This is a genomic window from Actinoplanes sp. CA-051413, assembly GCF_050955795.1.
Lineage (GTDB): Bacteria > Actinomycetota > Actinomycetes > Mycobacteriales > Micromonosporaceae > Actinoplanes.
Map to the genome: position 1 here is coordinate 3,251,135 of NZ_CP192100.1, position 24,394 is coordinate 3,275,528.

The following is a 24,394-nucleotide window of genomic DNA, read 5'->3' on the forward strand; positions in this document are numbered from 1 at the left end:
TCCTCATCTCGGGGTCACGGGGTTGACGGCTGACCGGGGGTGGCCGGCCAGGGCGGCGACGAGTTCCTCGGCGCCCTCCAGCCCGGCGGCCAGGCGGGCCTCGGCGGTCTGCCCGGCCATGTGTGAACAGACGGTGATGCCGCCGACGCCGCGCAGGACGCTGTCGGCCGGTAGTGGTTCGACGTCCACGACGTCGAGGGCCGCACCCGCGAGGCGCCCGGAACGGACGGCCTCGGCGAGGGCCGCGATGTCCACAATGGGCCCACGCGCGGTGTTGATCAGGTGAGCGCTCGGTTTCATCCGGCTCAGCGCGGCCGCGTCGATGAGGTGCCGGGTGCGCGGGGTCAGCGCGGTGTGGACCGAGACGAAGTCGGACCGCTGCAGCAGCTCGTCGAGCGTGACCAGGACGGCGGGCGCGGGCAGCTCGCCGGTGCTCAGCACGGTCATCCCGAACGCCTGGGCGAGCGGCACCACCCGGCGGGCCACCGCGCCCCGGCCGATCAGCCCGAGGGTCTTGCCGCGCAGCTCGTGCCCGTCGCGGCGGGGCCACGCGCCGGCGGCGACCCCGGCGGCCATCGGCACCAGGTTCCGTGCCTGGGCCAGGAGCAACCCGATGGTGAACTCGGCCACCGCGTTGCTGTTGACGCCCGGCAGGTTGCTCACGCTGATGCCGAGCCGGGTGGCGGCCGCGACATCGACAGAGTCGTAGCCGACGCCGGTGCGCACGACGGCGCGCAGCTCGGGCGCCGCTTGCAGCACCTGCTCCGACATCGGCTCGTTGGCGATCAGGGCGCCCTCGACGCCGGCCAGAGCCGCGATCAGCCGCTCGGGCCGCCGCGGTCCCCGCATCGGGTCGTGCCGGGTGGTGAAGCCCTGCCGGGTGAGGTAGGTGTCCACCTCGTCGCCCGGGGTGAGGTAATCGGTGGTGATCAGAACGGTGGGCATCGGACTCCCGTGTCAGGTGAGGATGGGGGTGCCGCGGTCCCGGTGCAGGCGACCGAGGCGGATGACGACGAGGACGGCCAGAGCGGCGAGGATCCCGATGTCCAGCAACATCCAGTCCCAGCCGGTGAGGTCGACGACGGCGCCGATGAGAGCCGGACCGCCGAAACCGCCGAGGTACCAGGTGACCGCGTACAGGCCGGTGTAGGCGCCGAGCACCCGGCTGGACGGCGCCAGGTTCCACAGGGCGACTGCCGCGTTGATCATGAATCCGGCGGCGCCGACGGCCGCGACGCAGAAGGCGACGACCGTCCCGGTGGCGGTCTGGACGGCTGCGCCGGCCGCCATCGCGGTGGCGAAGATGATGATGCCGACGCCCATGGTGCGCAGCCGTCCGTAGCGCTCGGCGCACAGCGCGGCCGGGTAGGCCGCCAGCAGGAAGGCGATGCCGCTGGGCAGGGTGAGCCCGCCGGCCTCACCGCGGGTCAGGCCCAGAGCCTCCATCCCGTACGGGGTGACCAGCGACCGGGAAGCGAACCAGGCTCCGCCGAAGAGCAGGACGGTCAGCAGCAGCAGGAGCCGGCGGCGGTCGCTGTCGGTGACCAGGTCGGTGATGACCCGGCGGAACGGCACCCGCGCCTCGTCGTGAGCGGCGTCCGCGTCCTCGGCCAGCGCGGCCTGGTAGGCGGTCGACCGGCTGTCGCGGACCTTCGCGATCAGCACCACCGTGACGAGCAGCAGGATCACCGCGGGGATGACGAACGCGCCCCGGGGATGCTCGTCGATCACGAAGAGGCTGATCAGTGAGGCCACGATGATGGTCAGCGCGGCCGCGATCTTCACGACGGCGTTGGCCCGGCTGCGCCGCTCGGGCGGCAGGAAGTCCGGGATCATCGACTCGGCCAGCGGCCGGATGGTGTTGACGACCAGCGCGTACAGGAACATCACGGCGACCAGCGTGACCAGCGACGTGGTCCACGGCAGGAACGCGAAGAGCACCGCCGCCAGGGGCATGCCCACCGCGAGGTAGGGCACCCGCCGTCCCCACCGGGTCCGGGTGTTGTCCGACCGGTTGCCGATCCAGGGCTGGATGAAGATGCCCAGCAGGTTGTCCATGCCCATCAGCAGGCCGACGACCGCCGCGCTCGTGACGTGCTCGCGCAGCAGCACGGGCACCTGGTTGTCATAGAAGTTCCAGGTCGACTCCTGCGCGAACAGCGTCAGGGCGATGAAGAACGTGATCTTCCGGTGGGACACCGTGCTGTCCCGCAGCGTAACGGCCATGTTGCCTCCACGTGTCGGGCGTCACGCTAATTTGCTATGGCAAAACCGTCAACAGTTGCATGTGGATTTGCCATGGCAGGCGGTAAAGTGCGCTCATGACTGCCACCCAGACGCTGTCCGACCAGGCGTACCGTCAGCTTCGCAGCGCGATAGCCACCGGCGAGCTCGCTCCGGGGGACAAGGTCACCGAGCGCGGCATGGCCGAGCGGCTGACGATCAGCCCGACCCCGGTCCGCGAAGCGCTGCGCCGCCTGGAGCTCGACGGGCTCATCGAGCGGATCGGCCCCCGTACGGTGCGGGTCGCCGCCATCCGCGATGCCGCCATCGACGACCTCGCGGAGGTGGAGGTCGGCCTGCGCGGCCTGGTGGCCCGCTTCGCCGCCCGGCACGCCACCGCCGCCCAGCTCGACGCCCTGGACGCGATCCTCGACCGGGCCGACGACCTGCTGATCCTGCTCAAGGAACGCGGTCACCCGGGACAACCGTCGGAACGGCACCTCACCGCGCTGCTCGACACCATGCAGGAGTTCAACGACACCGTGGACGCCTGCGCCCACAACCCCGTCCTTATCCGGATGCTCGAGCAGAGCCGGGTGTTCTCCCGGCCGCAGCGCCGCGAGCTGCTGCTGCGGCGGGTGGCCGAGGACCAGACCTTCGGCCTGGAGCGCTACACCAGCCACCGCGCCCTGGTCCGGGCTTTGCGCGCCGGCGACTCCACCGCCGCGGAACGCATCGCCCTCGAGGACTCGCAGGGCGGCCTCGCGGCGCTGCGGGAGGCGCGATGACCGCGCATCGCATCGCCGTCATCCCCGGCGACGGCATCGGCAAGGAGGTCGTCCCGGCCGGCATCGAAGCGCTGCGGGCCACCGCCGACCACTTCGGGCTGCGGCTCGACTTCGACCACTTCGACTTCGCCAGCGCCGACCACTGGCAGCGGCACGGGACGATGCTGCCGCCCGGCTGGGAGGAGACGCTGCGCGGGTACGACGCCATCTACTTCGGAGCGGTCGGCTGGCCGTCGGTCGTCCCCGATCACGTGTCCCTCTGGGGCAGCCTGCTGCAGTTCCGGCGGGTCTTCGACCAGTACGTGAACCTGCGCCCCTGCCGGCTCATGCCCGGCGTCCGCAGCCCCCTGGCCGACCGGGAGCCGGGCGACATCGACTTCGTCGTCGTCCGGGAGAACACCGAGGGCGAGTACTCCAGCGTCGGCGGGCGCATCTTCGAAGGCACCGAACGCGAGACCGTGCTCCAGGAGACGGTGATGACCCGCGTCGGCGTGGACCGCGTCCTGCGCTTCGCCTTCGAGCAGGCGCGCCGCCGCCCGAAGCAGCACCTCACGTCGGCCACCAAGAGCAACGGCATCGCCATCACCATGCCGTACTGGGACGAACGGGTGGCGGCGATGGGCGAGCAGTTCCCGGACGTACGGCTCGACAAGTTCCACATCGACGCGCTGGCGGCGCAGTTCGTGCTGCACCCCGACTGGTTCGACGTCGTGGTGGCCAGCAACCTGTTCGGCGACATCCTGTCCGACCTCGGCCCGGCCTGCACCGGCACGCTCGGCATCGCCCCGAGCGCCAACATCAACCCCGAGCGCGAGCACCCGAGCCTGTTCGAACCCGTGCACGGCTCCGCCCCGGACATCGCCGGCCGGGGCATCGCCAACCCGGTCGGGCAGATCTGGTGCGGGTCGATGATGCTGGAACACCTGGGCCACCCCGAAGCGGCGGCTCAGCTGCTCGGCGCGGTCGAGGACGTCCTGGCGTACGGGCCGAAGGGGGCGCCGCTGACCCCAGATCTGCACGGCACCGGCACGACAGCCGAGCTGGCCCACGCAATCGCCGAGCGGGTCCGCGAACGCCCCCGCAACGGGTGATCAGTGCACGAACGTCGCCACCGGCTGTCCGGTCTCGACGAGGTACGTCGACAGCATGAGCCCGGTGTCCGGACCCAGATCGGTGGCGTTGTGCGGCGTGCGGGGCGGGATCAGGAAGCCGTCGCCCGGGCGCAGAGTGAGCGTCGGCTGGTCGCGGATCTCCATGCGTACCGTCCCGGCGATGATGTAGCCGACCTCTTCGCCGGGGTGGATGTGCCAGCCGGATTCCACGCCGGCGGGGATCTCCGTGCGCACCTGGACGATGTCCCGGCCGGGGATGGAGGAGCCGCGGCGCAGGGTCTCGGTGCGCTTGAGCTTGGCGGCGAGCTCGTCGGCCGGCCTGTTCGGGTCGGCGGCGTCGGACGACATGACAGAACCTCCAGGAAGCCAGGAATCAGGAAACGGCCCATCGGCACCGAACAGCCCGGCGACGACGAAGCTATCGTTGTCCGATGACCACTGCCGCGGTGTCCGGCACGTGAGCCGGGCCGCCGCGGCCGGGCATGTGTGCTGGTCATATGACGACTATCAGCCGTTCGACGCCTACGCGCGGGACTTCCTGCGCGCGGGGCTGGAGGCCGGTGAGCAGGTCTGGTACGTCCCGGGCCGCCACTCCACGGAAACCGCGGACTGGCTCGCAGCCCAAGCGGCAGCATCCGTGCTCTCGTCCGACCAGGCCTATCCCGGCGGCCTGATCGTCGACCCGGCCGCTCAGGTCGCCGCCTACACGGCCGCGACCGAGGACGCCCTGGCCGCCGGCTTCACCGGCCTGCGCGTGGTGGCCGACGCGACGGCGTTCGTGCGCACCGACGAGCAGCGGCACGCCTTCGCCCGGTACGAGTACGCGATCGGGCGCTACATGCGCACCGCCCCGATGCGCGCCGTGTGCGCCTACGACCGTCGTGAGCTGGGCGATCACGCCGTCGCCGAGCTGGCGTGCATGCACGAGTCCAGCCACGCCGAAGGCGTCATGTTCCAGCTTCATCCGGGGGCGACGACCGCCGACGCGGTGCTCGACGGCGAGGTCGACGTGTCGGTGGAGGAGCTGTTCGCCGGCGCCCTGCGGCACACCGACCTGGCCCCGGCCGGTGGGGAGGTCGTGGTGGACGCCGACGACCTCGACTTCATCGACCACCGGTCACTGCTCGCCCTGCAGCAGTACGCCGAGACCCAGAAGATGACCGCCGTGGTCCGGACCCGCCTCGGTGCCGCCGAGCGCCTCGCCGGGCTGCTGGAGCTGGCCCACGTACGGGTGGAGGTGACCCGATGAGGACAGGTGCCGCTGCCGGGCACACCGGCTACTTCCACGAGGCGGTCTGCTACGACTCCGACGACGATCTGCTGGCCGTGGCGGTCCCGTTCCTGCTGGGCGGCGTCGCGGCCGGCGAGCCCACCATCGTCGGGCTGGGCGGGCGCAACGCGGAGCTGGTGCGCGCGGCGCTGCCGGCCGGCTGCCCGGTCACGTTCCTTCAGGGTGGCTCGGTCTACGCGCGGCCGGCCGGGGCCATCCGGTCGTACCGTGGGCTGCTGGCCGACCACGTCGCCGGCGGGGCCGCCCAGATCCGGATCATCGGCCAGCTGCCGGTGGAAGCGCTCGGCGTGACCTGGGACTGGTGGGCGCGCTACGAGTCGGCCATCAACCACGCCTACGACGAGTTCCCGCTGTGGAGCATGTGCGCCTACGACACCCGGGTCACCCCGGACGAGGTGCTCGCCGACGTGCTGTGCACCCATCCGCGCACGGCTCTGCCGGACGGCCGGCACGTCCCCAACAGCCAGTACGTCGACCCGGTGCCGTACCTCAGCGAGCCGCGCCCCCCGGTGCCGGACCCGGTCGAGCAGACCCCGCCGCAGGCCGACCTGCTCGATCCCGGCCTGTCCGAGGCGCGCCGGGCCGTCCGTGACGCCGACCGGGGCCACCTGCCGGCCCAGGACGTCGACGACCTGATCGTCGCGGTCAGCGAAGCGGTGGCCAACGCTCACCGGCACGGCCGCGGGCCGGTGCGGATGCGGCTGTGGAGCGGCGCCGACCGGATCGTCGTCACGGTCAACGACTCCGGCGCCGGGCCCAAGGACCCGTTCGCCGGGCTGCTCGCCGCGGGCGACGGCAGCGCCGGTGGCCTCGGTCTGTGGATCGCTCACCAGTCGTGCAACCACGTCGCCCTGCACCGGCATCGCGACGGCTTCACCATCCGGCTGACCGCCGGAAACCCCCACCACTGACACCGTACGGGGGGTCAGCCGAGACCGCGGTGCCCCGCCCACAGGGCACTGGCCCGGCTGGCCGCCTCGGCGACGAGCGCGGTCAGTTCGGGACTGTCCGGTAGCGGGAACGAGACGTACGTGCCGCGGCCGCCGGCGACGGGACGGCCGTACGCCTTGGCGGCGAGGTGCCCGTCCTTCAAGAGCCGGACGTTCAACGTGGTCAGCTCGAACTCCTGACCACGGCGGGTGTCGGTCCAGCGGAGCTCTTCCGGAATCGAAACGTTGATCGCGAGAGCGCTCACGTCGGGGTTGGCGTCGCTGCCCATGGCCTCATCCTCGCACGGGCGTCAGCGCCTTCACGGCAGCCATCCCGCCCCTTCGAGCGTGTGCCACCAGGTGCGGCGGATCTCGTGGGCGCCCCACGCGTTCGGCTCGATGACGCCGCAGAACCACAGGTCCCGGTTCGCCGGCCGGGGGTCCGGCCGGCTCGGATCGCCGGCCCGCGCGCCGTGGCCCAGGAAGTGTGAGTGCACGTCGGCGACCTGAGCGCCGTGCCGGTCGGCCAGATCGGTCAGGACATCGTTCAGGGCGACCACCAGCCGCGGACCGTCCGGCCACGGCGGGAGGCCGCCACCCGGTACGGCACCCGTCCCGTCGCTCGGGTCGTACACGGTGGTGATCACCGTGCGCGGGAGTTCGCCGGGCCCGGCGGCGAGCTGGGCCAGGATCCGCTCGCCGCGTTCCGCGACCTGCGCGATGACGGCCTCGGCGGCCGCGGTGTCGCCGTACGCGCTCATGAGGTCGTTGCCGCCGATGGTGATCGTGACCAGGTCGGGCCGCCGGTCGAGTCGGGGGAGCTGCTGTCCGAGCACCCCGGCGGTGGTGGCCCCGTCGGAGGTCAGGTCCAGCAGGTCGTAGCCGTGCGTGCCGAGGTCCCGCCCGGCCCAGTCCGGGAAGTCGGTGTCGCGGTTGCGGTGCAGCAGACTCGTCGCGCCCCGGCCGGGCCCGCCGGCGTAGACGTCGATGGACATGGAGTCACCCAGCGCGGTGTACAGAAGCGTCACGACCGCCGCTTGCCCATTCAGCAGTCCGGTATTCGCGTCGTTCTGCCGGCCGATCGGGTGAGGAGTGGAACCCGACCGGCCACCTTTTCCGCAACTTGTTCACAACCGGCGTGATCCTGCCGAGCAGGCGGATCACATCGTCGGGACGTCGAAGGAGCCGCAGTTGAGGAAGACAGTCCGCCTCAGGGCCGCCGGGGCGGCTGTTGTCACAGCGGCCGCCCTGCTCTACCCGGGCACCGCGGAGGCCGCCGTCACGACGGCCTCCTTCACGGACTACACCTTCACCGCCACGGCCGCGACGTTGCCGGACGTGCGCCGAATCGTGCGGGACGACGTGGCGGCGGCCGCCGGCCTCACCGGTAAGGGCGTCGGCATCGCCCTCATCGACACCGGAGTCGTGCCGGTGGCCGGGCTCACCAGCGGCAACGTGGCGAACGGGCCCGATCTGTCGCTGGAGTCGCAGGTGCCGGGCCTGCTGCGCCGGGACACGTACGGTCACGGCACCCACCTGGCCGGCATCATCGCCGGGCGCGACGCCGCCGGAGGGACCTTCAAGGGGGTGGCGCCCGACGCCAAGCTGATCTCCCTCAAGGTGGGCGCGGCCAACGGCGCGGTCGACGTCACGCAGGTGATGGCCGCGATCGACTGGGTGGTGGCGCACCGTAACGACGACCCGGCCAACCCGATCAAGGTGCTGAACCTGTCGTACGGCACGGACAGCACGCAGAGCTGGGTGAGCAGCCCGCTCAGCGAGGCCGTGGAGAACGCCTACCTGGCCGGCATCAGCGTGATCGTCGCCTCGGGGAACACCGGCGGCAACATTCTGAACCCGGGCTCCAACCCGTACATCATCACGGTCGGCGCGACCGATCCGCGGGGAACCACCAGCACCGCCGATGACACGGTGGCGAGCTTCAGCAGCATGGGCACCTCCCAGGACAACGCCCCCGACGTGCTGGCGCCGGGCCGGTCGATCGTCTCGTTGCGTGACCCGGGCAGCTACGCCGACGTCAACTACTCCTCGGCGCGGGTCGGGGACCGGTTCTTCAAGGGCAGTGGCACCTCGCAGGCCGCCGCGGTGGTCAGCGGCGCCACCGCCGTCCTGTTGCAGAAGTACCCGACCCTGTCGCCGATGCAGGTCATGTGTTACCTGCGGGCCACCGGCACGCCGGTCACCGGTTCCTACGCCCCGCAGATCAACCTGCAGACGGCGATCAGGTCCACGCTGACCAGCTGCGGCCAGAGCGGCAGCACCATCACCGGTACGGGCAGCATCCAGAAGGACCGCGGCTCGTCGCAGGTGACCATGGGCGACGGGGTCGCGCTGACCGGGGAGCGGGACATCTTCGGGCCGCTGAGCTCCTCGGCCTGGGCCGCCGCGAGCGCCGCCCGGACGTCGTGGAAGGGCGGGGACTGGATGGGCCGCCCGTGGACGGGCACCGGCTGGGCCGGCTCCACGGACGGGCAGGGCAACTGGTCCGGCAAGGCGTGGTCGGGCAAGGCCTGGTCGGGCAAGGCCTGGTCCGAGCTGGCCTGGTCGGGACAGACCTGGTCCGGTAAGGCGTGGTCCGGCAGCGGCGGCACGGCGCCGAACTGGAGCGGAGCGGCCTGGTCGTCGACCGGCTGGCTCACCGCCGGCGACAAGGGCTGGATGTCCTGAGCGAAAAGGCACCCGAAGTGCAATCCGGTTCCCCTGCCGATGGCCCGGCGGTGGTCGATTCGGCTCCCGTGAGCACAACGGGCACGGGCGCTCCGGGCGCTGGTCGGCGACGCACGTCGCCGGCGCCGGAGCTTGCCCGCCTGCTGGACGATCTCGAGACCTATCAGGGCCGTGACATCGAGGCCAACCTGGCCTCCGCGGCGGCGATCGAGCGGGCGGCCGGGGAGTGCGGCGAGACCACCCTGCAGCTGCGGGCCCGGCTGGTCCAGGCCGACATGGCCCAGCGAAACGGTGACCGCAGTGGTGCCGCGCAAGTGTTCCTGGAGGTCCACCGGCAGGCGCAGGACCTGGCATCGCCCGCGCTGCTGGCCCGCAGCCACTTCCACCTGGCGCTGATCTACAACTACCTCGGCGACCACGCGGCGAGCCTGGAGAACGCGATCAGCGCCGTCGAGGTGCTCGATGAGCACGCCCCGCCGGGACTGCGGCTGATGTACCTGAACCGGCTGGCCAACTCCCTCGGCGACGTCGGCATGATCGACGCGGCGCGGGAACGTTACCTGCAGGCCGAGCAGCTGGCGATCGCGATCAACGACCTGACCCGGCGGCTGCTGGTGCTCAACAACCGCGCGTACACCGAGTTCCAGGCCGGTGAGCTGGCCGCCGCCGCGACGGTGGTCGAGCGCATGCGGGTGGTGGCGGCCGCCCTGGGCCGGGAGTTCCTGATCATCGAACGCGACACCGTCGCCAGTATCCAGATCGGGCTGGGGGAGTACGCGGCGGCCGAGCAGACGCTGCTCTCGGTGCTGGAATCGCCGCTCTGGTACGAGGTGCACGACCTGGCCGAAGCGACCCTCACCCTGGCCCGGGCCCAGCGCTGTCTCGGCGCGCTCGACCGGGCCCAGCAGAGCCTCGACCGCAGCCGTACCCTCGGCGAGGAGCGGGAGCTCACCGGGATCCGGGTGGCCGTGATGGCCGAGCAGGCCGAGCTGTACGCGGCGGCCGGCGCGTTCGAGCAGGCGTTCTTCGAGTACAAGCGGTATGACGCCGCCCGGGAACAGCTGCGGTCGGCCCAGCAGGAGGCGCGGGCCCATACCCGGCAGGTGATGTTCGAGACCGCGCAGGCCCGCAACGACGCCGAGCGGTACCGCGAACAGGCGCTCCGGGATCCCCTCACCGGGCTGCGCAACCGGCGCTACGTGGACGACCACCTGCCGGTCGCCGTCGCCCTGGCCGCCGAGACCCGTTCATCGCTCACCGTCGCGGTCGTGGACATCGACCACTTCAAGCGCATCAACGACACCTTGTCGCACGAGGCCGGCGACGAGGTCCTGGTGGCCGTCGCCCAGTTGCTGCGCTCGGTGCAACAGACCGTGTCGGACACCGGCTTCGTGGCCCGGATGGGTGGCGAGGAGTTCCTGGTCGTCCTGCCCGGCGTCGGCGCCGCACAGGCCGCCGGCCGGCTCGAGGAGCTGCGGGAGGCGGTCGACGTGTACCCGTGGCAGCCGGTGACCGGCGACCTGCCGGTGACGGTCAGCGTCGGGGCCACCGCGACCCAGGGCCATGACGCGCCGGCCGCGCTGCTCGCCGATGCCGACCGGATGCTGTACGCCGCGAAGGACGCCGGCCGGAACCGGGTCATCGTGTCGCCCGCCGCGTCCTGATTCACATGTGTCGATCCGCCTGCTAGCGTCACGTGGCGTGGTTGCGTGACCACCCAATGTGGGGAGGCTCAGGTGAGAACAGCCATCCGTCGAGGCGCCGCCGCAGCAGGCGCCGTTGTCCTGTCGATCCTCGGATTGTCCACCGGTGCGCAGGCGGCACCGGCCGAGGCGGACGTCATCTCGGTAGCCGGGGCCGAAGTGGTGCCGGACAGCTACATCGTCGTCCTCAAGTCGGGCAGGATTGCTCGCACCGTCGCCGCCGAGCACAACGCGACAGTGCTCCACACGTACACCAAGGTCTTCAAGGGTTTTGCGGCGACGATGTCGGCGCGCCAGGCGCGGCAGGTGGCCGCCGACCCGGACGTCGCGTTCGTGCAGCCCAACCTGATCCACCGGATCTCCGAGACGCAGGCCAACCCGCCGTCCTACGGCCTGGACCGCATCGACCAGCGCAACCGCCCGCTGAACCAGGCGTACACCTACTCCACGACCGCGGCGAACGTGCACGCCTACATCATCGACACCGGCATCCGCACCACCCACCAGGACTTCGGCGGGCGCGCGGTCAGCGGACACGACGCGGTCGACGGCGGTGCCGCCGACGACTGCAACGGCCACGGTACGCACGTAGCCGGCACCGTCGGCGGCAGCGCGTACGGCGTCGCCAAGGGCGTGCAGCTCGTCGCCGTACGCGTGCTCAACTGCGAAGGCAGCGGCACCACCGCGCAGGTCGTCGCCGGCATCGACTGGGTCACCGCCAACGCGGTCAAGCCGGCCGTGGCCAACATGAGCCTCGGCGGCAGCGCCGACACCGCCCTGGACAACGCGGTGAGCGCGTCGATCGGCTCCGGCGTCAGCTACTCGATCGCCGCCGGCAACGGCCTGTTCGGACTGTTCGCGCTGGACGCCTGCACCCAGTCCCCGGCCCGGGTGCCGACCGCCATCACCGTCTCCGCGACCAACAGCAGCGACGCCAAGCCGTCCTGGGCCAACCGCGGCACCTGCGTCGACGTGTTCGCCCCCGGCATCAGCATCACGTCGGCTTGGGGCACCGGCGACACCGCAACCAACACGATCAGCGGCACCTCGATGGCCGCACCGCACGTGGCCGGCGCGGCGGCGTTGTATCTGGCCGGTCACCCGGGGGACTCACCGGCGCAGGTGCACAGCGCCGTAGTCAGCAACGCGACCACGGGTGTGGTGACGAGTCCTGGGTCGGGCTCACCGAACCGGTTGCTCTACACGGGCGCCTTCTGAGTTCTCCAGCAACGCGGCGAGCCGGGTGGGATTCCGCCCGGCTCGCCGCACTGATCCGGCGCGTCACTGCGCCGAGAGGCCGGCTGCTTCGGCGAGCAGTCCGGCCTGCGTACGGTTGGCGCAGCCGAGCTTCTCCAGGATCTGGGCCCCGCGCCGCGGGCCATCGTGGAGTTCGCCGACGGGCTCGTCCGGGGACGGCAGGAGCGTCTCCGGCAGGAACCGGAGGCGGACGGCGTCCGTCGGACCCAATGGTGCGCATCGGCTCGCTGACCTGAGGCACGGACCGGAGGAGCGTCATGAGACGCAGGGCGATCACTATCGGCGTGGGGTTGGTGCTGGCTGTGGCCGGATGCGAACCTCCGGCCGCGCCGGATCAGACCCCGATGGCGACCCCAGCATCCCCGGCGGTTGCGTTCGACCTCCGCACGCATTGCGGCATCTTCGAGGCGAAGTTCGAAGGCCGCTATTACGAGGCCGTTCCTCCGCTCTCCGACGCCGATGGTGTCAACCCGCCGGACGGCTGGGGCAACCCCTACCAACGCGGCACGATGCGGATGCTCTCGGCCACCGAGGCGGAATTCCGCGACGAGGCCGGTCACGTTGTGCTGTTCCGCCTTCGCCCCCAGGCCACGGCCGCTGAGCACCCTTGCTGGGACTGACGGGGTCGCCGGCCCGGTCCGGCGACGCCACGGCAGCTACCACGAGCGTGCCGTCAGCGTCGCCGATGCCGGCCCCGGATCAGCGGAACGACCGGAAGGCCGCTCGCAGCTCCTGAGTGAACACCTGCGGCTCCTCCCAGGCCGCGAAGTGCCCACCCCGCCTGGCCTTGCTGTAGTGCCGCAGAGTGGGATAGCTCGCCTCGGCCCAGCTGCGCGGCGCCTGGAAGATCTCGCCCGGGAAGGCGCTGAACGCGACGGGCACACCGACCGACGGAGCGGCCTGGCCCGCCGTGGCGTTGGCGCCTTCCCAGTACGTGCGGGCGGCCGACTCGCCAGTGCCGGTCAGCCAGTAGGTCGAGATGTTGTCGAGGATGTGCTCGCGGGTGAGGTTGCCCGACGGCGGGCCGCCGCGGAAGGCGCGGGAGATCTTGAGGTAGCTGTCGGTGTCGTGATCGAGCATCCAGGCCGCCAGGGCGACGGGGGAGTCCAGCAGTGCGTAGCCGATTGTCTGTGGCCGCGTCGCCTGCTCGACCCGGTAGCCGTTGCCGGTCGTCGCGAAGGTCAGGAGCGCGGCGGCCGCGGCTTTTTCCTGGTCGGTGTTCTTCGGCAGGTTGCCGGTGCCGGCCAACGCCGGGACCAGCAGGTTCAGGTGGATGGCCAACAGTCCTGCCGGCGCCAGGCGCCCGATCTTGTCGGTGACGGCGGCGCCGACGTCGCCGCCCTGGGCGACGTAGTGGGTGTAGCCGAGGCGGCGCATGAGTTCTGCCCAGGCTTTCGCCGTCCGGGTGGTGTCCCAGCCGAGCTCGGCCGGTTTGCCGGAGAAGCCGTACCCGGGGATCGACGGCAGGACCAGGTGGAAGGCGTCCACCGCGGTGCCGCCGTGCGCGGTCGGGTTCGTGAGGGGGCCGACCGTCTCGAGCAGTTCGACGATGGAGCCGGGCCAGCCGTGGGTCATCACCAGCGGCAGGGCGTTGCGGTGCCGCGAGCGGACATGGACGAAGTGGATGTCGACGCCGTCGATCTCGGTCTTGAACTGGGGGAGCGCGTTGAGTTTGGCCTCGAACCGGCGCCAGTCGTAGCTGGTCGACCAGAACCGGGCGAGCGCCTGGGCGGTCGCCAGTTGCACGCCCTGCGAACGGTCGGCGACGAGCTCGCGGGACGGCCAGCGGGTTGCGGCGACGCGGCGGCGCAGCTCGGCCACCTGCTCATGCCGGATCGCGACCCGGAACGGGCGGATCCCGGTCGCGGCGGTGGACGGGGCCGCGCTCGCCGGCGCGGGGCCGAGTGCGGCGGTTGCGGCGACGGTGACGCCGGCGGCGAGGCCGCCCTGCAGCAGCTGCCGTCGCGTGGGTTGGGAAGTCATCGGTATCCACCTCGTGAGTCGTGAAGGTCCATGTCAATTTCCGGTGCGCAGCGGCCGGAAGGCGGCCCGCAGCTGGGCGGCGAACAGTTCCGGCTCTTCCCAGGCGGCGAAGTGGCCGCCCCGCTCGGCCTGGCCGAAGTAGTTGAGGGTCGGGTACGACTGCTCGGCCCAGCTGCGCGGCGTCCGCCAGATCTCGCCGGGGAACGTGCTGAAGCCCACGGGGACGCGGGGGTCCGGCAGCGGTGGGCGGCCCGCGGCGGGCGCGTCCGGCCCGTACGCCTCCCAGTACGACCGGGCCGTGGACGCTCCGGTGCCGGTCAGCCAGTAGGCCGTGACATTGTCGAGGATGTGGTCTCGGGTGAGGTTGCCCGTGGGCCGGCCGTCGACGAACGCACCGGCGATCTTGTAGTACGCGTCGGTGTCGTGGTCGATCATCCAGGCGGCGAGCGCGGCCGGCGAGTCCAGCAGCGCGTACCCGATGGTCTCCGGCCGGGTGGCCATCTCCACGAAGTAGCCGTTGCCGGTGGTCTGGAAGACCTTGATCGCGGCCAGCGCCGCGCGTTCCTCCTCGGTGTCGTCCGGCAGCGCGGCCGGGTCGTTGAGGGCCGGCACCAGCAGGTTGGTGTGGATGCCGATCAGGCCCTCCGGGCCCAGCCGGCCGATCGCGTCGGTGACCCCGGCGCCGACGTCTCCGCCCTGCGCCACGTAGCGGTCGTAGCCGAGCCGGCGCATCAGCTCCGCCCAGGCCCGCGCGGTGCGCACCAGGTCCCAGCCGACCTCGGTCGGCTCGGCCGAGAAGCCGTACCCCGGCAACGAGGGCAGCACCAGGTGGAACGCGTCGGCGGCGGTGCCGCCGTGCGCGGTCGGGTCGGTCAGCGGGCCGACCGAGTCGATCATCTCGATGATCGATCCGGGCCAGCCGTGGGTCATGATCAGCGGCAGCGCGCCCGGGTGCTTCGACCTGACGTGTACGAAGTGGATGTCCACACCGTCGATCTCGGTGGTGAACTGGGGCAGCGCGTTGAGCCGGGCCTGCACGCGCCCCAGGTCGTACTTGCTCGTCCAGTACTGACCCAGCGCCTGCATGGTGGCCAGTTGCACCCCCTGGGAGCGGTCGCCGACGAGCTCCCGGGTCGGCCAGCGGGTGGTCGCGAGGCGGCGGCGCAGGTCGTCGAGCGCTGCCTTGCGGAAGTGGACGGTGAACGGCCGGATCGCTTGGCCGGCTTGCTGTTCGAGCGTGGTCATCTCACGCACACTGCCTTTCGGTCGGAATCCCGATGCCTCACCAGCCTCCCGAGGCCCGGGTGCGTTGCGCACCCGTGAGATGCCCTGGTCGACACGTCCTGGGGTTCGGTCCTTCCCGGGCCACGACCGTGGTGGTGCATAAAACAGCAGGTCAGAGCCGGTCTGCCCACGGGTTTTCGGAGACGGGCGACCGTGAACGGGCCGCACCGGGTCCCAGGGTGCTGCCCCGGGGGTTCACCGGCGCGACGCGGCACCCGGGAGCGCGACCCTGATGCCAGGTGCAGGGACAAGAAGGAGGAGGCGTGATGGCGAAGGTGCTTTTCGTGGTCTCAGGAGCCACGTACCTGGTGCTGAAGGACGGCACACGATGGGCGACCGGATATTGGGCCGAGGAGTTCGCGATGCCGTACCGGGCGGTGACGGAAGCGGGTCACGAGGTGGTGGTCGCGACGCCCGGCGGCACCACGCCGAACGTCGACATGATGAGCCTGCGGCCGTCGATGGCCGGTGGCGAGCAGGGCGCCCTGGAGCTGGAGGAGATCATCCGGTCGGCCGAGGTCATGCGGCGCCCGCTGCGGCTGTCGGACGCCCGCCTCGAGGACTACGACGCGGTCTACCTGCCCGGCGGGCACGGCCCGATGCAGGACCTGGCCGTCGACGCCGACGCGGGCCGGCTGCTGACCGCGGCCCTCGCCTCGGGCAAGCCGCTGGCCATCGTGTGCCACGCCCCGGCCGCGCTGCTGGCCACCCGCATCCACGGCGAGTCGCCGTTCCGGGGCTACCGGGTGACCGGCTTCACCAACGAGGAGGAAGAGGCGGTCGGCCTGGCCTCCCGGTGTCAGTGGCTGCTCGAGGACGAACTGCGGGACAAGGTCGGCGTCGAATTCAGCCGGGGCCCGGTCTGGGAGCCGTATATCGTGGAGGACCGTAATCTGCTCACCGGCCAGAATCCGCACTCGGCTGCCACGCTGGCGGAACGACTGCTGAAGATTCTCGGCTGAGGACGCCCGCAGGGGGTTGATCATGACAGGCGTGCTCGCGCGGCAGGACTGCGCCGCCACGGTCCTCGGCGGTCCCACCGTGGTCATCGATGTCGGGGGTCTGCGGATCATCGTGGACCCGACGTTCGACGCCCCGGGCCCGCACGGCTATCTGACCAAGGTGGCCGGCCCCGCCGCGGCCGAAGCGGAGCTCGGCGCCGTTGACCTCGTCCTGGTCAGCCACGACCAGCACCCGGACAACCTGGACGACCGCGGCCGGGCCGTCGCGGCGGCGGCACCCCTGGTGCTGACCGGCCCGGCGACGGCCGGCCGGCTGGGGCCGCCCGCGGTCGGGCTGCCCACCTGGGCCGAGCATGCGGTGCCCCGCGCCGACGGCGGCGGAGATCTGACGGTACGGGCGGTGCCGGCCGTCCACGGCCCCGAGGACGGCGAGCGTGACGCCGACGGCAACGTCAACTGCGAGGTCAGCGGCTTCGTGCTGGCCGGCGCCGGCCTGCCGGTCATCTACGTCAGTGGCGACAACGCGTCGCTGCGGGCGGTGGCCGACATCTCCCGGCGCGTACCGGATATCGACGTGGCCGTGCTCTTCGCCGGGGCGGCCCGGGTGCCGGCGAAGTTCCGTGGCCGTCCCCTGACGCTGGACAGCCGCCGGACCGCAGCGGCCGCCGCGGTCCTCGGCGCGGGCATCGTGATCCCCGCGCACTACGATGGCTGGGCGCATTTCTCGGAAAGCGCGACGGACCTCGAGACGGCGTTCGACGAGGCCGGACTGTCCTCAGTGCTGCACCTGCGCGAGCACGGGACCTGGGTGTCGCTGCGACCGTGACCGCGACGCCGTACTGGTGGTCGGCGAGGAACCCGATCGGGCGACCGGGGTGCGGTCCGCCACCGGCTCGGAGACGATGGCGCCATGGCGCCGATGACGTACGCCCAGTGTCGCGCCGCGGCGCGCGCCGTCCGGGCGGCTGAGCTCGGTCGGCAGGCGATCCGGGTCGCCCGGCCGCGCAGTGTCCTCGGGATCGTCCGCTCGCGCGGGCCGCTGAGCGTCGTGCTTCGCGTGGCGGACGCCGAGAACCGGCTGGTGCGGCTCGGGCCGGAGAGCTTCGCACTGCTGGAACGTCCGCAGTTCATGCGCCTGCCGCCGCCGGCCCGCGGTGGCTTCGGTCTCCGGCTGCTCCGGCTGATCGACCGGCGCTGGGACATGCTGGTGTTCGCGGTACCGCCGGCGCTCGCGCTCGCGGTGGCGGCCACGCTGGCGCTCGGGTCGGTCGTGACGGACACGCGGCCGTCGCTGGTGATCGTCGGACTGGCGTTGTCCGCGATGGTCTACGTCGCGGTGTTCATGTGCGCCCAGGTCGTGAACGAGTCGGCGTGGCTGCGACGGACGTTCGTCGGCACGGCCGCGGACGAGCTGGCGGCCGAGTCGCTGCCGGGCTTCAACTGGTCGATGCCACTGTGTCACCACGCCGGTCCGGGCGACGGCACCCCGCTGCTGCGGCTGGCCTCCTCCCGGATGGAGGAACTGGTGAGGCGCCAGGCCGGCGCGGCGGCCCAGGCCAACGGTCTGGAGGTCGGGGAGGGCCGGGTGCGCGAGGTGCTGGTCTGCCTCACCCGGGGCGTGAGCACGCGAGCGATGCGCCAGGGGCGGATTCTTCTTCATCTGGGTCGGCGGCGTCACCGTCGTCGTCGCGGTCCTCGCCCTGTTCGTCGCCTCGATCGAGGCCCAGGCCTGCGGCACCTCGTGCGACGGGCGGCCCGCCACCTATCTGACCGCGTTGCAGTGGCTGGTGTGGCAGAGCACCCCCGGCGTCACCTCCGCCACCCTGCCGACGCAGATCCTGGGCTGGCTGCTCAGCGTCGCCGGGCTGATGACCATCGCCGTCACCTGGGCCTCCGCCCGGTTCGCGATCAACCGGCACCAAGGCATGCTCGCCGACTTCCGGGCCCTGGCCGCCGACCTGCCCAACACCCGGGTCCTGCTGCTGACCGTCACGGACACTGAGCGCGACGCGGTGCTGCGCGCTGTCCGTCCCGTCACCGGACAAGAGCCCGTACGGCCGTTCACCGGAGAAGTGGTCACCTACGACCTGGGCGCCATCGGCCCGACCACGCTGGGCCTCGCCCAGTGCGCCCGGCCGGGCGCCGGCGGTCCCGGCGGCGCGCAGTCCACCGCCACCGAGGCCATCCGGCAGTGGAAGCCGGACCTCGTCATCATGGTGGGCATCTGCTACGGGCTCCGCGAGGACTGGAAGTCGCCCCAGCGGCTCACCGACGTCATCGTCGCCACCACGATCCAGGACCTCGACCGGCGGATCGAGCACGAGGACCACACCGAGCTCTTCGGCGACCGGGTGAGCACCAGGTCCGCGATCGTGAGCCGGCTCCGGGCCGGCGTCGACCGACTGGCCCACCGCCAAGGTCTGGTTCGGCTCGCTGCTGTCGGCGCAGACGCTGTTCGATTCCCGGGAGCGCCGCGACCAGCTGAAGAAGGACCACAGCCGCGCCCTCGGCGGTGAGATGGAGGGGCACGGGCTCTACGCGGCCGCCGCCGATGCCGACGTCCCGTGGATCGTCGTCAAGTCGATCTCCGACTGGGGCGTGGACCGCGACAAGTACTACGAGCCCGGCACGGCCGCCGCCAACGCGGCTGACTTCGTGACACACGCGGTCGCCCTGGGCGCGTTCGACGACCTGCCGAGGCGTCGATAGGCGTCACCTGGAGCAGTCGAGCGTGGACTACCCGGGACCGTTACGGCGCGGGTAGTCCACACTCTCCTGGTCGACAGGTCGTTCAGTGCCGGTTGGGCAGCGTGAGCGGGAAGGTGCCTTCACCCACGCCGGTGAGCGTGCGGGTGTACTGCCTCAGGTAGGTGTCGAGGAACGGTGACCGGTCGCCCTGGGTCGGCACGTCGTACCGGGGGTTCTGCAGGGCCAGACCCAGCCGGGCCCGGCTGATCCGGATCGTGTTGCCGGACGGCGTGTCGAGCCAGCTCCCGCTGCCGATCGTGCCGACCTGGACCCCCAGCTGGTGACCCACCGCCAAGGTCCAGTCGGTGGACTTCAGGTCGAACGCCACCCGGCCGGCCCGCTCGATCAGCGAGACGTTCTCGTCGAACATCACCGCGGTCCCGTCCGGAGCGACGTCCCACAGCCGCACCATGACGTTGCCCGGCGCACTGGCGTGCAGCGTGATCCGCGGAGTGGCGGTGATCCGCACCCGGGACCTGACCGGCGTGGACCAGCTGAAGAAGCTCTGGGCGTCCGCGGCCGCCGGCATCGGCGCGAGGCTTCTCGTGGCGGGCGGGGCCGGATCCGTGGCGTGCTCCATGTCCCACTGCTGGCCGGCCGGAGCGGCCGGTGCAGCCAGTGTCGAGGCGACGCCGTCGTCGACGTACTGCCCGTCGGACAGGCGGGCTGCGGTGTACGACGACGGGGTCGGCCAGGTCGGCTGGGCCCGCCACGCGCCGGTGTTGTCCTCGATGGCGTACGCGGGGTCCTGGACCGACGGCCTGATGCCCTTCAGGTAGCGGTCGTAGAAGCGCATGACCTCGGCGAAGAAGCCGGCGCGGCCCTGGAGCAGCTGCCCCTGCTCGTTGGTGTCGTTGCCGCGGACGTGCTCCCACTGCCCCAGCCAGCCCCGCTCCACACCGCGGTGGTTGTCGAGGTACTCCTCCATGTCCTCCGGCTTGGTGTTGTTCTCGATGAAGCCCTGGGTGACGAACAGCGGGGTGCTCGTGCCCTTGGCCTGCGCCGCGAGGTTGCGGGCGCGCCAGTACCGCGAGCCGAGGTCCGGGTTGTTGTTGTTCGTGAGGTTGTCGGCCAGGCACTCGGGGTGGGCACTCTCGTAGGCGGCGTTGGCCTGGTAGCGCTCGGTGTCGTCGGGCAGCGCCTCGATCGTGGCGATGCTGTTGTAGGCGTCCGGCGTGGCGGTCACGTTGGGCCGGGGGACACCGCTGCTGAACAGGTAGTTGTACATGTTCCACACCGGTTCCTGGGCGACCACGGCCTTCAGCGCTCCGAGTCGCAGGTTGTTGCCGACCAGACCGGTCACCGCGTCGTACGACTTGCCGTACATGCCGACCTTGCCGGTCGACCACCGCTGGGCGGCCGCCCACTGGATCGCGGCCTTGACGTCCGCCTGCTCACCGGGGCCGACCCAGTCGAGGCAGCCGGTGCTGCCGCCGAAGCCGCGCAGGTCGACCATCACGTACGTGTAGCCGCGGTCGAACAGGTCCGTACCGCTGGTGAAGTCCGCGAACCGATTGGAGGGACCGGTCCGGTCCCAGCCCTGCGGCCCCGTCTGGCCCGCATGGCTGAAGTAGGGGCCGACGGCCAGGATCACCGGGGTCCGGGCGTGGGCCGGCAGGTTGGCCGGCCGGAGGACGTCGGCGTGCAGCTCGGCGCCGCTGCGGTCAGCGGACGGGAAGTAGGCCTCCGTCCACACCGCACCCTCGGGAACCCGGGGGTTCTCCTCGTGGGTGACGCCTCCCGGGGCGGGCGCCTGGACCGGCGCCTGCGACGGAGGGGCAGCGGTCGCCGCCGTGCTGGTTACCGCGAGAGCCGCAATCGTGATCAGCGCGCCGGCCGCGGCGGTTGAAGTCCGCCTGCGAATGTTCATCTGACCTCCCCGAGCGATAGAGCAATGTCTCTGCGTAGCTCGACGCTAGCGTGTCCGCCCGGGGTTGGGCTGCCCGCAGAGCGGGCCGATGACCGACAGCAGCTGGAGCTTGTCGTAGCTCTCGCTGCCCGGCACAGCCGTGTAGGCCTTCGGGGGCGCTCCAGCCTCGGACTGACAGGCCGTGGATAAGCCGGTTCCGGACCCGCATCCTGAGGTCATGTCACGTACCTCATCGACCATTCCCGTTCCTGACCTTTCCGGAAAGCTCGCGGTCGTCACCGGGGCGAGCGACGGCGTCGGTCTCGGCCTGGCCGCGCGGCTCGCCGGGGCCGGGGCCGAGGTCGTCCTGCCCGTCCGCAACCGGCGCAAGGGCGAAGCGGCCGTCGCGCGGATCAGGCAGCAGCACCCGCAGGCCGCGGTCTCCCTGCGGGACCTCGACCTGTCATCGCTGGACTCGGTCGCCGCGCTGGGCGCCACGCTGCGCGGCGAGGACCGCCCGATCCACATCCTGGTCAACAACGCCGGCGTGATGACCCCGCCCGACCGGCAGAGCACCGCCGACGGGTTCGAGCTGCAGTTCGGCAGCAACCACCTCGGCCACTTCGCGCTCGTCTCGCACCTGCTGCCCCTGCTGCGCGCCGGCCGCGCGCGGGTCACCTCGCAGATCAGCATCGCCGCGAACCAGGGCGCTATCAACTGGGACGACCTGAACTGGGAACGGTCGTACAACGGCGGCCGTGCGTACAGCCAGTCGAAGATCGCCTTCGGGCTGTTCGGGCTCGAGCTGGACCGGCGCAGCCGGGCCGCGGGCTGGGAGATTTCCAGCAACCTGGCCCACCCGGGGATCGCGCCCACCAGCTTGCTGGCCGCCCGCCCCGAGCTCGGCCGGGCCCGCGACACCGCCGGCGTCCGGATCATCCGGGCCCTGTCCGCCCGCGGCCTCATCGTCGGCAACCTGGAGACGGCTCCGCTGCCGGCCCTGCTGGCCGCGACGACCCCGGACGCCGGCGGCCGGTTCTACGGGCCAGCGGTTTCGGTCACCTGGGCGGCGCACCCGCCGAGCAGGACCTCTACTCGCGGCTGCGCAGCGAGGACGACGCCCGCCGCATCTGGGAGATCTCCGAGGACCTCACCCGCTGCGCCTTCCCGGCGGCAACCGGTACGAGTCGCTAGTCGTAGTGGATGAGCGACGGCCAGACCGCGGCCCAGCTGCCGGCCGGGCCGTCGCACACCTGCAGCGGCGCGCCCTGCTCGTCGTTGTCCAACCCGTACCCGTTGTCCACCCGGCCCGCCGGCCGGCAGCCCGTGAAGTGCCGGCTGGTCGCGTCGCCGGGGGAGAAGCCCGTCAGGATCACCGGGCCGGTGGCCGAGGCGGGCGGCGGCCAGAACGCGTACGCGTTGTGCCCGCTGTAGGCCGGCGGCAGGCCGCGGCCCAGCCGCACCGCGCTCGCCTCGGCATAGTTCGAGGCGAACACCAGCGCCCCGGTCCGCCGGTCCGGGGGCAGGGTCCGCACCGCGGCCCGGACCGCGTCCTGGAACTGCGGCCAGCCGACCTGCTCGCCCGCTTCCGGGTTGAGGTCGTTGATGCCGCTCTCCTGCAGCTGGGTGACCGGGGTGAGGGCCAGCGCGTTGATCGCGTTGAGCGCCAGTGACACCCCGGCCGCGGCGCTGACCAGGGCGATCCGGAGCCGCCGCCGGCCGCGGGCGAGCCAGCGGTCGGTGGCGAGCCCTGCGGAGGCCACGATCACCGGCAGCAGTCCCGCCGCGTAGTAGCCCTTGCCGCCGGTGGCGAGGAGCAGCACGAGCAGTGCCGGGTACGCGTACCCGAAAGCCCGAGCGGGCCCGGGCCGCAGCAGGCGCACGAGGCCCGCGATCAGGAACGGCGCCAGGAGGATCGACACCAGGACGAGCTGGACCGGGATCACCGCGACCCGGTTGCCCTCACCGGCGATGGACGCCGCCACCTGCGACTGCGGCCAGCCGTGAGCCGACTGCCAGAGCAGGTACGGCAACGCTCCCAGCACCGCCAGCACCCCACCGGCCAGGGCCTGCCACGTGAACAACAGCCGCCGTGGGCCCACCACCGCGAGCGCCGCGCAGATCACGCCGACGACGATGCCGATCACCAGCTTGTTCAGCAGCCCGGCGGCCAGCACCGCACCCGCCGCGAGCAGCCAGCCGGGCCGACCGCTCGTCAACGCCTTCAGCACGCACGCGACAACGCCCGCGGTGAACATGACGTCGAACGTCGCCGTGCTGACCAGGTGACCGGTGACCAGCGCGACCGTGCCGACGGCCCACATGCTCGAGGCCAGCAGCCGGGCCCGCCCGGAACCGCCGAGCAGGCCCGCGATCACGCCGACCAGCACCACGGTCGCGGCCGACGCCAGCGCCGAGGCCAGCCGGAGGACGACCAGGGAGCCGTCGCCGAGCCGGTACAACCCGGCCGACAGCAGCGGGGTGAGCACCGGCTGGTCGGGATAACCCCACGCGGGATGCTGCCCGGCGACGACGAAGTACAGCTCGTCGCGGTGCCAGCCGTACCGGGAGCTGGTCAGCACCAACAGCACGAGCAGCGCGGCGGCCACGAGCCACTCCGGACGTGTGCGGCGCACAAGGCAGACTACCGAAATTCCGCCGGACACCGATTAGTTCGACCGGCCCGCCGAGTCGACAAGAGCAACGGAACCTTGGAGAGGACGATCCCATGATCGAGCTGAACCCCGATCGCGCCCGGCGCGCGATCATCGAACACTCCGCCCGCCTGGCCGACGCGGCCGTCGCGGCCGGCTCTGACGCTGCCGTGCCGACAACTCCCGGCTGGACCGTCGCCGACCTGGTCGAGCACGTGGGCCAGACCCAGCACTGGGTCGCGGAGATCATCGAACGGCGCATCACCGACCCCGCACAGCTGCCGACGGAGATGGCCGTACTCCCCGCCGACCCCGGCGAGTGGCAGGCGTGGCTGTCGGAATCGGCGCAGCGGGTGGCGAGCGCGTGCTCCGACGACGCGCTGGACGCGCCGGTGTTCAACGCCGCGGGCGACGAGCGGTCCGGTACGCGCTTCTGGCTCACCAGCGTCCTCAACGAGACGGTCGTCCACGGCTTCGACGCGGAGAACGCGGCGGGCCGGCCGGTGGACATCAACGCCGACATCGCGGCTCCGCTCATCAGCAACCACTTCGCGATGCTCACCTCCCCGACGTGGGCGATGCTGCGGTCCGAGTCCGCCCACGCCATCCGGGGCACCGGGCAGACCCTGCAGTGGCTGGCCACCGACCTCGCGGACGACGCGGGCGCCTGGTCCGTCGAACGGCGGCCCGACGGGGCGACGTGGCAGCCTGGAACCCGGCCGGCCGACGTGACGGTGTCCGGCCCGGCCGGACCGCTGCTGCTGACCCTGACCCGGCGGCTTCCGCTCACCGGCGGGGAAGCCACCGGCATCAGCATCGACGGCGACGCCGGCCTGGTCCGGCACTGGCTCGACCACACCGCCCATGTCAGCGACTGAAGATGCAGCGCCGGGCCGGGGTGGTCCGCCGCCTCGATCGCGGCC

Annotated in this window: 25 protein-coding genes; 14 read left to right on the forward strand and 11 right to left on the reverse strand. The window is 71.9% G+C overall.

All coding sequences use genetic code 11. The annotated features are described in order from the left end of the window. Positions 1–3: 3 nt before the first annotated feature. Together ACQP2Y_RS15395 and ACQP2Y_RS15400 are read right to left on the reverse strand one after the other, a co-directional pair. The gene (locus ACQP2Y_RS15395) at positions 4–945 is read right to left on the reverse strand and encodes a phosphoglycerate dehydrogenase (protein ID WP_433728624.1); all 942 of its coding nucleotides are present in this window, start codon (positions 943–945) and stop codon (positions 4–6) included. Between the two features lie 12 nt (positions 946–957). Beyond that, entirely contained in the window at positions 958–2,226 is a 1,269-nt protein-coding gene (locus tag ACQP2Y_RS15400; protein ID WP_433728627.1) for an MFS transporter, read from the reverse strand. Between the two features lie 95 nt (positions 2,227–2,321). Here ACQP2Y_RS15400 and ACQP2Y_RS15405 point away from each other — a divergent pair, with 95 nt between their 5' ends. Then, positions 2,322–3,011, forward strand: a complete 690-nt coding sequence (locus ACQP2Y_RS15405; protein ID WP_433728630.1) for a GntR family transcriptional regulator — start codon at positions 2,322–2,324, stop codon at positions 3,009–3,011. Next, positions 3,008–4,102 carry a tartrate dehydrogenase gene (locus tag ACQP2Y_RS15410; protein WP_433728632.1) on the forward strand — a complete coding sequence of 365 codons (1,095 nt, stop codon included), beginning with the start codon at positions 3,008–3,010 and terminating at the stop codon, positions 4,100–4,102. The genes ACQP2Y_RS15405 and ACQP2Y_RS15410 overlap by 4 nt, the downstream gene beginning before the upstream one ends. Here the strand turns inward: ACQP2Y_RS15410 and ACQP2Y_RS15415 are convergent, their stop codons facing one another. Next, positions 4,103–4,471 (reverse strand): cupin domain-containing protein, encoded by a 369-nt coding sequence (locus ACQP2Y_RS15415; RefSeq protein ID WP_433728635.1) that lies wholly within the window; start codon positions 4,469–4,471, stop codon positions 4,103–4,105. Positions 4,472–4,547: 76 nt separating this feature from the next. On the opposite strand from ACQP2Y_RS15415, the gene ACQP2Y_RS15420 reads away from it, so the two are divergent. Then, a complete protein-coding gene (locus tag ACQP2Y_RS15420) occupies positions 4,548–5,372 on the forward strand; it encodes an MEDS domain-containing protein (protein ID WP_433728637.1) in 825 nt (274 codons plus the stop codon). After that, on the forward strand, positions 5,369–6,325 hold the full coding sequence (locus ACQP2Y_RS15425; RefSeq protein ID WP_433728639.1) for an anti-sigma factor RsbA family regulatory protein: 957 nt from the start codon (positions 5,369–5,371) through the stop codon (positions 6,323–6,325). The genes ACQP2Y_RS15420 and ACQP2Y_RS15425 overlap by 4 nt, the downstream gene beginning before the upstream one ends. Before the next feature lie 14 nt (positions 6,326–6,339). On the opposite strand, the gene ACQP2Y_RS15430 is transcribed toward ACQP2Y_RS15425, so the two are convergent. Both ACQP2Y_RS15430 and ACQP2Y_RS15435 read right to left on the reverse strand, forming a co-directional pair. Then, the gene (locus tag ACQP2Y_RS15430) at positions 6,340–6,633 is read right to left on the reverse strand and encodes a hypothetical protein (protein WP_433728641.1); all 294 of its coding nucleotides are present in this window, start codon (positions 6,631–6,633) and stop codon (positions 6,340–6,342) included. A 30-nt stretch (positions 6,634–6,663) separates the two neighbouring features. Beyond that, complete coding sequence (locus ACQP2Y_RS15435) at positions 6,664–7,371, reverse strand: GDSL-type esterase/lipase family protein (protein WP_433728643.1); 708 nt, start codon at positions 7,369–7,371, stop codon at positions 6,664–6,666. A 163-nt stretch (positions 7,372–7,534) separates the two neighbouring features. Here ACQP2Y_RS15435 and ACQP2Y_RS15440 point away from each other — a divergent pair, with 163 nt between their 5' ends. The 3 genes from ACQP2Y_RS15440 to ACQP2Y_RS15450 all read left to right on the forward strand — a co-directional run bounded on the left by ACQP2Y_RS15440 (position 7,535) and on the right by ACQP2Y_RS15450 (position 11,952). Further along, positions 7,535–9,031, forward strand: coding sequence for a S8 family serine peptidase (locus ACQP2Y_RS15440; protein WP_433728645.1), 1,497 nt, complete (start codon positions 7,535–7,537; stop codon positions 9,029–9,031). 68 nt (positions 9,032–9,099) lie between these two features. After that, complete coding sequence (locus tag ACQP2Y_RS15445) at positions 9,100–10,695, forward strand: diguanylate cyclase (protein WP_433728647.1); 1,596 nt, start codon at positions 9,100–9,102, stop codon at positions 10,693–10,695. Between the two features lie 72 nt (positions 10,696–10,767). Beyond that, the gene (locus tag ACQP2Y_RS15450) at positions 10,768–11,952 is read left to right on the forward strand and encodes a S8 family peptidase (RefSeq protein WP_433728649.1); all 1,185 of its coding nucleotides are present in this window, start codon (positions 10,768–10,770) and stop codon (positions 11,950–11,952) included. A gap of 63 nt (positions 11,953–12,015) precedes the next feature. Here the strand turns inward: ACQP2Y_RS15450 and ACQP2Y_RS15455 are convergent, their stop codons facing one another. Then, positions 12,016–12,201, reverse strand: coding sequence for a hypothetical protein (locus ACQP2Y_RS15455; RefSeq protein ID WP_433728651.1), 186 nt, complete (start codon positions 12,199–12,201; stop codon positions 12,016–12,018). A gap of 47 nt (positions 12,202–12,248) precedes the next feature. Between ACQP2Y_RS15455 and ACQP2Y_RS15460 the strand changes: the two genes are divergently transcribed. Then, complete coding sequence (locus ACQP2Y_RS15460) at positions 12,249–12,611, forward strand: hypothetical protein (protein ID WP_433728653.1); 363 nt, start codon at positions 12,249–12,251, stop codon at positions 12,609–12,611. Positions 12,612–12,690: 79 nt separating this feature from the next. On the opposite strand, the gene ACQP2Y_RS15465 is transcribed toward ACQP2Y_RS15460, so the two are convergent. Both ACQP2Y_RS15465 and ACQP2Y_RS15470 read right to left on the reverse strand, forming a co-directional pair. After that, complete coding sequence (locus ACQP2Y_RS15465) at positions 12,691–13,974, reverse strand: epoxide hydrolase family protein (protein ID WP_433728655.1); 1,284 nt, start codon at positions 13,972–13,974, stop codon at positions 12,691–12,693. Positions 13,975–14,007: 33 nt separating this feature from the next. Then, positions 14,008–15,219, reverse strand: coding sequence for an epoxide hydrolase family protein (locus ACQP2Y_RS15470; RefSeq protein ID WP_433728657.1), 1,212 nt, complete (start codon positions 15,217–15,219; stop codon positions 14,008–14,010). A 305-nt stretch (positions 15,220–15,524) separates the two neighbouring features. Between ACQP2Y_RS15470 and ACQP2Y_RS15475 the strand changes: the two genes are divergently transcribed. Together ACQP2Y_RS15475 and ACQP2Y_RS15480 are read left to right on the forward strand one after the other, a co-directional pair. Continuing rightward, entirely contained in the window at positions 15,525–16,220 is a 696-nt protein-coding gene (locus ACQP2Y_RS15475) for a type 1 glutamine amidotransferase domain-containing protein (protein WP_433728659.1), read from the forward strand. 22 nt (positions 16,221–16,242) lie between these two features. Continuing rightward, positions 16,243–17,046, forward strand: coding sequence for an MBL fold metallo-hydrolase (locus tag ACQP2Y_RS15480; protein ID WP_433728661.1), 804 nt, complete (start codon positions 16,243–16,245; stop codon positions 17,044–17,046). Here the strand turns inward: ACQP2Y_RS15480 and ACQP2Y_RS15485 are convergent. After that, on the reverse strand, positions 16,996–17,982 hold the full coding sequence (locus tag ACQP2Y_RS15485) for a hypothetical protein (protein ID WP_433728663.1): 987 nt from the start codon (positions 17,980–17,982) through the stop codon (positions 16,996–16,998). The two genes, ACQP2Y_RS15480 and ACQP2Y_RS15485, sit on opposite strands and share 51 nt — an antisense overlap. Before the next feature lie 13 nt (positions 17,983–17,995). On the opposite strand from ACQP2Y_RS15485, the gene ACQP2Y_RS15490 reads away from it, so the two are divergent. Further along, positions 17,996–18,736, forward strand: coding sequence for a hypothetical protein (locus ACQP2Y_RS15490; protein ID WP_433728665.1), 741 nt, complete (start codon positions 17,996–17,998; stop codon positions 18,734–18,736). Between the two features lies 1 nt (position 18,737). Then, positions 18,738–18,929, forward strand: a complete 192-nt coding sequence (locus tag ACQP2Y_RS15495) for a hypothetical protein (RefSeq protein ID WP_433728667.1) — start codon at positions 18,738–18,740, stop codon at positions 18,927–18,929. Positions 18,930–19,011: 82 nt separating this feature from the next. On the opposite strand, the gene ACQP2Y_RS15500 is transcribed toward ACQP2Y_RS15495, so the two are convergent. Further along, complete coding sequence (locus ACQP2Y_RS15500) at positions 19,012–20,838, reverse strand: CocE/NonD family hydrolase (RefSeq protein ID WP_433728669.1); 1,827 nt, start codon at positions 20,836–20,838, stop codon at positions 19,012–19,014. Positions 20,839–21,055: 217 nt separating this feature from the next. Between ACQP2Y_RS15500 and ACQP2Y_RS15505 the strand changes: the two genes are divergently transcribed. After that, complete coding sequence (locus tag ACQP2Y_RS15505) at positions 21,056–22,024, forward strand: SDR family oxidoreductase (protein ID WP_433728671.1); 969 nt, start codon at positions 21,056–21,058, stop codon at positions 22,022–22,024. Here ACQP2Y_RS15505 and ACQP2Y_RS15510 read toward each other — a convergent pair. After that, the gene (locus ACQP2Y_RS15510; RefSeq protein WP_433728673.1) at positions 22,008–23,453 is read right to left on the reverse strand and encodes an ArnT family glycosyltransferase; all 1,446 of its coding nucleotides are present in this window, start codon (positions 23,451–23,453) and stop codon (positions 22,008–22,010) included. The two genes, ACQP2Y_RS15505 and ACQP2Y_RS15510, sit on opposite strands and share 17 nt — an antisense overlap. A gap of 92 nt (positions 23,454–23,545) precedes the next feature. On the opposite strand from ACQP2Y_RS15510, the gene ACQP2Y_RS15515 reads away from it, so the two are divergent. After that, positions 23,546–24,349: a maleylpyruvate isomerase family mycothiol-dependent enzyme gene (locus ACQP2Y_RS15515; RefSeq protein ID WP_433728675.1), complete on the forward strand. Its 804-nt coding sequence runs from the start codon at positions 23,546–23,548 to the stop codon at positions 24,347–24,349. The last annotated feature ends 45 nt before the right edge of the window (positions 24,350–24,394 follow it).

Coding starts and splice junctions, on each gene's coding strand:
- ACQP2Y_RS15515 (WP_433728675.1), top strand. CDS start 23,546: ATGATCGAGCTGAACCCCGATCGCGCCCGGCGCGCGATCATCGAACAC.
- ACQP2Y_RS15425 (WP_433728639.1), top strand. CDS start 5,369: ATGAGGACAGGTGCCGCTGCCGGGCACACCGGCTACTTCCACGAGGCG.
- ACQP2Y_RS15480 (WP_433728661.1), top strand. CDS start 16,243: ATGACAGGCGTGCTCGCGCGGCAGGACTGCGCCGCCACGGTCCTCGGC.
- ACQP2Y_RS15470 (WP_433728657.1), bottom strand. CDS start 15,219: ATGACCACGCTCGAACAGCAAGCCGGCCAAGCGATCCGGCCGTTCACC.
- ACQP2Y_RS15465 (WP_433728655.1), bottom strand. CDS start 13,974: ATGACTTCCCAACCCACGCGACGGCAGCTGCTGCAGGGCGGCCTCGCC.
- ACQP2Y_RS15410 (WP_433728632.1), top strand. CDS start 3,008: ATGACCGCGCATCGCATCGCCGTCATCCCCGGCGACGGCATCGGCAAG.
- ACQP2Y_RS15430 (WP_433728641.1), bottom strand. CDS start 6,633: ATGGGCAGCGACGCCAACCCCGACGTGAGCGCTCTCGCGATCAACGTT.
- ACQP2Y_RS15405 (WP_433728630.1), top strand. CDS start 2,322: ATGACTGCCACCCAGACGCTGTCCGACCAGGCGTACCGTCAGCTTCGC.
- ACQP2Y_RS15500 (WP_433728669.1), bottom strand. CDS start 20,838: ATGAACATTCGCAGGCGGACTTCAACCGCCGCGGCCGGCGCGCTGATC.
- ACQP2Y_RS15495 (WP_433728667.1), top strand. CDS start 18,738: ATGGAGGGGCACGGGCTCTACGCGGCCGCCGCCGATGCCGACGTCCCG.
- ACQP2Y_RS15400 (WP_433728627.1), bottom strand. CDS start 2,226: ATGGCCGTTACGCTGCGGGACAGCACGGTGTCCCACCGGAAGATCACG.
- ACQP2Y_RS15395 (WP_433728624.1), bottom strand. CDS start 945: ATGCCCACCGTTCTGATCACCACCGATTACCTCACCCCGGGCGACGAG.
- ACQP2Y_RS15415 (WP_433728635.1), bottom strand. CDS start 4,471: ATGTCGTCCGACGCCGCCGACCCGAACAGGCCGGCCGACGAGCTCGCC.
- ACQP2Y_RS15460 (WP_433728653.1), top strand. CDS start 12,249: ATGAGACGCAGGGCGATCACTATCGGCGTGGGGTTGGTGCTGGCTGTG.
- ACQP2Y_RS15475 (WP_433728659.1), top strand. CDS start 15,525: ATGGCGAAGGTGCTTTTCGTGGTCTCAGGAGCCACGTACCTGGTGCTG.
- ACQP2Y_RS15505 (WP_433728671.1), top strand. CDS start 21,056: ATGTCACGTACCTCATCGACCATTCCCGTTCCTGACCTTTCCGGAAAG.